The 5,359-nt window shown below is 55.9% G+C and carries 5 protein-coding genes; 1 reads left to right on the forward strand and 4 read right to left on the reverse strand.

The window, feature by feature from the left end:
• Positions 1 to 83: 83 nt before the first annotated feature.
• Positions 84 to 1,265, reverse strand: a complete 1,182-nt coding sequence (gene purT / locus ACFE0K_RS03295; protein WP_434534707.1) for a formate-dependent phosphoribosylglycinamide formyltransferase — start codon at positions 1,263 to 1,265, stop codon at positions 84 to 86.
• Between the two features lie 615 nt (positions 1,266 to 1,880).
• Here purT and tadA point away from each other — a divergent pair.
• The gene (tadA, locus tag ACFE0K_RS03300; protein ID WP_434534708.1) at positions 1,881 to 2,333 is read left to right on the forward strand and encodes a tRNA adenosine(34) deaminase TadA; all 453 of its coding nucleotides are present in this window, start codon (positions 1,881 to 1,883) and stop codon (positions 2,331 to 2,333) included.
• A 162-nt stretch (positions 2,334 to 2,495) separates the two neighbouring features.
• On the opposite strand, the gene ACFE0K_RS03305 is transcribed toward tadA, so the two are convergent.
• From ACFE0K_RS03305 to ACFE0K_RS03315, 3 genes are all read right to left on the reverse strand, one after another.
• A complete protein-coding gene (locus ACFE0K_RS03305) occupies positions 2,496 to 3,653 on the reverse strand; it encodes an OmpA family protein (RefSeq protein ID WP_434534709.1) in 1,158 nt (385 codons plus the stop codon).
• A 194-nt stretch (positions 3,654 to 3,847) separates the two neighbouring features.
• Positions 3,848 to 4,645, reverse strand: coding sequence for a GGDEF domain-containing protein (locus ACFE0K_RS03310; protein WP_434534710.1), 798 nt, complete (start codon positions 4,643 to 4,645; stop codon positions 3,848 to 3,850).
• 82 nt (positions 4,646 to 4,727) lie between these two features.
• Positions 4,728 to 5,240: a chalcone isomerase family protein gene (locus tag ACFE0K_RS03315; RefSeq protein ID WP_434534711.1), complete on the reverse strand. Its 513-nt coding sequence runs from the start codon at positions 5,238 to 5,240 to the stop codon at positions 4,728 to 4,730.
• Between the last annotated feature and the right edge of the window lie 119 nt (positions 5,241 to 5,359).

The raw sequence follows: 5,359 nt of genomic DNA on the forward strand, positions 1-5,359 counted from the left end.
CGCCCATGAAACCGAAAATCCACAGCAGATAGCCGATCACCTTGCTGTGCGTGTCCTGATTTTGCATTGTTATTATCCTCGTTTTAAAGATCGACTTTCAGAGCCGCGCTGGCGGCATTGGCCTTGTCCCGCGCTTCCTGGATGGATTCGCCTCTCGCCAGGGCGACACCCAGACGACGGCTGCCTTTCACTTCCGGTTTGCCGAACAGGCGCACTTCCGTTTCCGGTTGGGCCAGGGCCTTGTCCAGCCCACTGTAACGCATCTCAGTGGATTCGCCTTGCACCAGCAGTACCGAAGAAGCGCTGGGGCCGCGTTGTTCGATGTCCGGAATCGGCAGGCCGAGGATGGCGCGGGCATGTAGGGCGAATTCGGACAGATTCTGCGAAAGCAGGGTGACCAGCCCGGTGTCATGGGGGCGCGGTGATACTTCGCTGAAATAGACCTGATCGCCCTTGATAAACAGTTCTACACCGAAAATTCCCATACCACCCAGCGCTTCGGTGATGGCACCGGCCACTTCCTGTGAGGCGTCCAGTGCCTTTTGGCTCATGGGTTGTGGTTGCCAGGACTCCTGGTAGTCGCCATTTTTCTGACGATGACCGATTGGAGAACAATAGGTCGTTCCATCCCGGTGACGCACGGTCAGCAGGGTGATTTCATAATCGAAATCCACAAAGCCTTCTACGATCACCCGGCCCTGTCCGGCGCGGCCACCGGATTGGGCATAGTCCCAGGCGGTCTGGATATCCGTTTCGGTTTTCACCGTGCTCTGGCCCTTGCCGGAGGAGCTCATCACCGGTTTGACCACGCAGGGCAGGCCGAAGCGGGCAACGGCCTGTTGGTAGTCCTCCAGGGTTTCTGCAAAGTGGTAGGGCGAGGTGGGCAGGGATAATTCTTCTGCCGCCAGTCGGCGAATGCCTTCGCGGTTCATGGTCAGCTTTGCTGCCCGTGCGGTGGGCACCACGGTAAAGCCCTCGCTTTCCAGTTGTACCAGTTCGTCGGTGGCGATGGCTTCGATTTCCGGGACGATCAGCGCCGGCTTCTCCTGTTCTACCAGTTGGCGCAAGGCGGCCCCGTCGAGCATGTTGATGACATGGCTACGCTGGGCCACCTGCATGGCAGGGGCATGATCATAGCGGTCCACGGCGATCACTTCGCAGCCATAACGGATCAGTTCGATGGCCACTTCCCGGCCCAGTTCGCCGCTGCCCAGCAGCATGACGCGGGTGGCGGTGTCGGTAAAAGGCGTTCCGATGGATGTCATAACAGCTCTCAATGCGGTTGATGGCATGATTGTAACGAAATGGGGTGTTGGTGCTAGCCCGGACTTTTCATCCAATGCCATGTAGTAGGCGAGTGATAAAGTGCCGCCAGTGCGTTCAGCCAGCGCAGCGACAGGCTGGATGCCTTTTCAAGCTGTCTGGGCGCGCTGGCGGTGCTTTAGCACTCGTCTAATGCATGGCAAGCGTGAGATACAAAATGGAATCTACTCTAAAATGGCTTTCTGTCTTGTATAGTAGTGCCAAACCCGAATTGAGGAGCGTTTGGGTGAGAAATCCGGGCTAGGGAGCCTCTGAATAACTCCTTGCGTACTCAGCGTGGCCTGAAGGGTGCAGCTGTTGTGTTTTGTCGCGTCGGACAGGGTGGTTCCCTTTCCTAGCGACAAAACGCAGCAGATGGGCCCTTCAGGCCTCGCCCTCCGGGTCTTCCAGGCTGGCCCGCACTCGTTGTTGCGCTTTTTCGATGGATGGACATACACCTTCAAAAGCGCGCCTAGATTGCAAACCAGCCTGAAAGACTGAGCATGCAAGGAGTTATTCAGAGGCTCCCTAGGGCTTGCTGGGACATACCATTGCCGCGCAACCATCAGGATAGAGCCATGAACGACGAAATTTGGATGCAGCGGGCACTGGAGTTGGCCCGGCAGGGTGCCGAGGTGGGTGAAGTCCCCGTGGGAGCGGTGCTGGTTCGTGATCAGCAGGTGCTGGGCGAAGGCTTCAATCAACCCATCACCGGCCATGACCCAACCGCCCATGCCGAGGTGGTGGCATTACGCGCCGCCGCCGATGCTGAGCAGAATTACCGCTTACCGGGAAGCACGCTGTACGTGACCCTGGAGCCGTGCACCATGTGTTTCGGTGCGCTGGTACATGCCCGTGTCGCTCGCCTGGTCTATGCGGCCAAAGAGCCCCGTGCCGGTGTCTGTGAGAGTCAGTTACAGTTACCGCAGGTGGATTTCTATAACCACAAGTTGCTGGTGGAAGGTGGATTGATGGAGGTAGAGAGTGCAGCCATGCTGAAGGCGTTTTTCGCTGCTCGTCGCAAGGGATGAGGGAGTGACCACGTTTGCTTGTAGGTAGGGACTCTGCACCGATTCGGCGATGGTGGTTGTGGTGCAGGCTCAGTGCATTCTACATATCGGACAGGCTCGATAGATTTTGAGCATAAAAAAAGGGCCGGCAAATGCCGGCCCTTTTTTGTTCAGGAAAGGCTCTTATTGGTACTGAGCTTCCTGGGTAGTGGCCTTCATGATGGCTTCTACGCGACGGTTTTCCGCGCGGCCTTCACTGGTGCCGTTGTCGGCGATCGGCTTCTCTTCACCGTAGCCTTCAGTGGTGATGCGGTCAGTGCTGATGGTGAACTCTTCCACCAGAACTTTCTTCACTGCATCAGCACGCTTCTTGGAGAGCGACTTGTTGTAGCTCGCTGCGCCAGTGCTGTCGGTGTGACCTTCCAGTACCAGGTTGGCAGAAGGATACTTGCGCATCTCTTCAGCCAGACGCTCCAGCTCGGGGTAGGAAGTCTGACGGACTTCAGCCTTGTCCAGACCGAACTCAACGTACAGGGTTTCCTTCACGTCTTTTTCCAGGTACTGCTGACAGCCCTTGTCGTCTACCAGTGCGCCTGCCGGAGTATCCGGGCATTCGTCGGCACTGTTGACTACGCCGTCAGCGTCGTCGTCCAGTTCACAGCCGGTTGCATCAACCTGGGCACCTGCAGGGGTGTTGGCACACTGATCGCGATCATCAGGTACGCCGTCACCGTCGCTGTCGGTTACCACGTTCTCAACCACCGGAGCCGGTTCTTCTTTCTTCTCGGACGCACCGATCAGGAAGTTCAGGCCAGCATAGACTTCTGCGTCCCAGCGCTCGGTACGGAAGCTGTAGTAGGGACGAGCGCCCACGTCGAGCAGGAAGTGCGGGTGCAGCAGGGTCTGGAAACCGGCTTCCAGAGTACCGATGGTTTCCTTGAAGTCGTTGGAGCTGTCGCTGTTCGGCTCGGTGCGGAACTCACCGGCACCGATACCCACATAGGGTTCGAATGCGGAGTTGCCGGCAAAGTGCTTGCGCAGGCTACCGTGAGCAATATTGATGTCCGCGTCGCCAAGGAGATCGGTGTTGGAGTTGTTACGCTCCCACCAACCCTGAACAGACCAGTTACGGTTAAAACGGTAACCCATCTGGGCACCGGGAAGGGTGACTTCGTTCTCAGAGGTGTTCTGGTCGTAGTGATCACCGATATCAACCCAGTTTTCACTGATGTGACCACCGAAGTAAAAATAACGCTCGGGGATTTCGTCAGCAGTGACCGCAGTGGCCGCAGTGACGGATGCGCAAGCAATACTCGCCGCCAAAAAATGTTTAGCGTTCATAAGCTCCTTCCTTGTTTTGTCCAAATAGGCAGTACAAACACGAGGTCAGTGTTGGGCAGCCTGTCTCCCATGTAAATCCTCACATGACAGATTAATAAAAAAATTTACAAATATGGAAATTGTTTGGTAGCAGGAGGTCTTTTTTTTGTAATTAACTAGTGTAAAAGCATTACTTTATATTTTTTTGGTAAGTCTTAAAGGTTGGTTTTCGGTAAGTCCGTACGATCACGTCCTTCATTGCGATTCTGGTAAAGCGCATAGTCCGCTTCGTTAAGTAGCGGGTTGATACTGCGGCCACTGTTTTCTGTACTGGCAACGCCGATTTTTGCGCTGATTTTGACATTTTCCTGTTGCGTGTCTCCGGGCTGCTGACTAGTCAGCCTGATGCCGGCGGTGAGAGCGCGAAGACCTTCGCCCATGCGGGCGGCATCGTCATAGTTGGTGTGCGGTAGTACCAGCAGGAACTGGGCGCCGTCGAAGCGGCCGAAGAGATCGCTTTCGCGAATCTTTTCACGAATACAGTCGGCAAACAGGCGTAGTGCCTTCTCGCCAGTGTGACGTCCGTACTCATCCAGCAACTGGGTGAAGTCGTTGATCTCGAGCAGCAGGATGGACACGGTGTAGTTGTGTCGTTGGCTGAGTGCCAGTTCCCTTTCCAGCATGCTGAGCAGGTGAGGGCGGTTAAACAGACCGGTGAGATGGTCTTCCCGGGCAAGCTGCTGGAGTTGGTGGTTCTGCCGGTCCAGTGATATCAGGCGGCTACCTACCAGATAGAGTGGCGGTGGCAGTAGCAGCAGAGGAAGTAGCGTGGCCAGTACCAACGCGGAAAGCCAGTCCCTTTCGCCAACGACCAGAATGGCGATGCTGGTGAGCACCAGGGAAAGTAATATGGCACTGATGGTAATCAGCAGGGTGCCTTTCAGAGCGGTGGCACGGTCGTGCCGGCTGGTTTGCCGGGCAGAAGAGGCCACCACATGGAACAGCTTGGACATGCTGCGATATCCCCAAAAGATATTGATTTTTATGTAATCAGTATCCCGATTGGCCTGCCCAGGCGCAATAGCGGTGGGGGTGTCAGGGGTTACCTAATAGGGCCTGCTTGAGGTTGTTTGAGTAGGGGTTTTCCCCGAACCAGATTCGCAGGTAGGCCCTGGCGAAACGGTCTCCCTGTTCATTGGTGAGCGGTTCGTCATTGAGCATCAGCAACAGCTGCTCATCCTGATAGACCATGGCATAGGTGTCGCCATCGCCAATATCCCGGTAATGACTGTTAAAACGCTCAAAACGGGGTTTCAGTTGCTGGAAATCCCGGTCGTTGAGGTTTTTTTCCAGAAAGTTCATGGCCGCCTTGGCAAAGGCGTCCCCGGGAACCTCCCGGTGGTAACTGAATTCCAGTCTCATCGGCGCTGCCAGCAGGTCGTCTACATTGCAGTCCTGGCGAAGCAGACGTGCCTCTCCCACGGTGATAAAGCGCAATGCCTTAACATAACTGCGGTGGCATAGCTGCCAGTCGTCCGCCTGGGCACTGTTGCCCAGCAGGCAGGTCAGTGAGAGCAGAAGGGTTCGGGTCAGTGATCGCGTAGCCATCGGGTCATCGGTCCTAATACTGGCAGATGCGGGTCCAGGCCTTGGCTGCTGTCCCAGAAATCCTGGTGGAAGAATATCTTTCCAGCCTGGTTGAAGCGTAGCTGGCTGATGCCAATGGT

The sequence above is a fragment of the Alcanivorax sp. genome (genome assembly GCF_051117345.1).
In the GTDB taxonomy this organism is placed as follows: domain Bacteria; phylum Pseudomonadota; class Gammaproteobacteria; order Pseudomonadales; family Alcanivoracaceae; genus Alcanivorax.

What these genes read in the sequence shown, in the direction of transcription:
- ACFE0K_RS03305 (WP_434534709.1), bottom strand. Translation starts at nt 3,653, where the DNA reads ATGAACGCTAAACATTTTTTGGCGGCGAGTATTGCTTGCGCATCCGTC.
- tadA (WP_434534708.1), top strand. Translation starts at nt 1,881, where the DNA reads ATGAACGACGAAATTTGGATGCAGCGGGCACTGGAGTTGGCCCGGCAG.
- purT (WP_434534707.1), bottom strand. Translation starts at nt 1,265, where the DNA reads ATGACATCCATCGGAACGCCTTTTACCGACACCGCCACCCGCGTCATG.
- ACFE0K_RS03315 (WP_434534711.1), bottom strand. Translation starts at nt 5,240, where the DNA reads ATGGCTACGCGATCACTGACCCGAACCCTTCTGCTCTCACTGACCTGC.
- ACFE0K_RS03310 (WP_434534710.1), bottom strand. Translation starts at nt 4,645, where the DNA reads ATGTCCAAGCTGTTCCATGTGGTGGCCTCTTCTGCCCGGCAAACCAGC.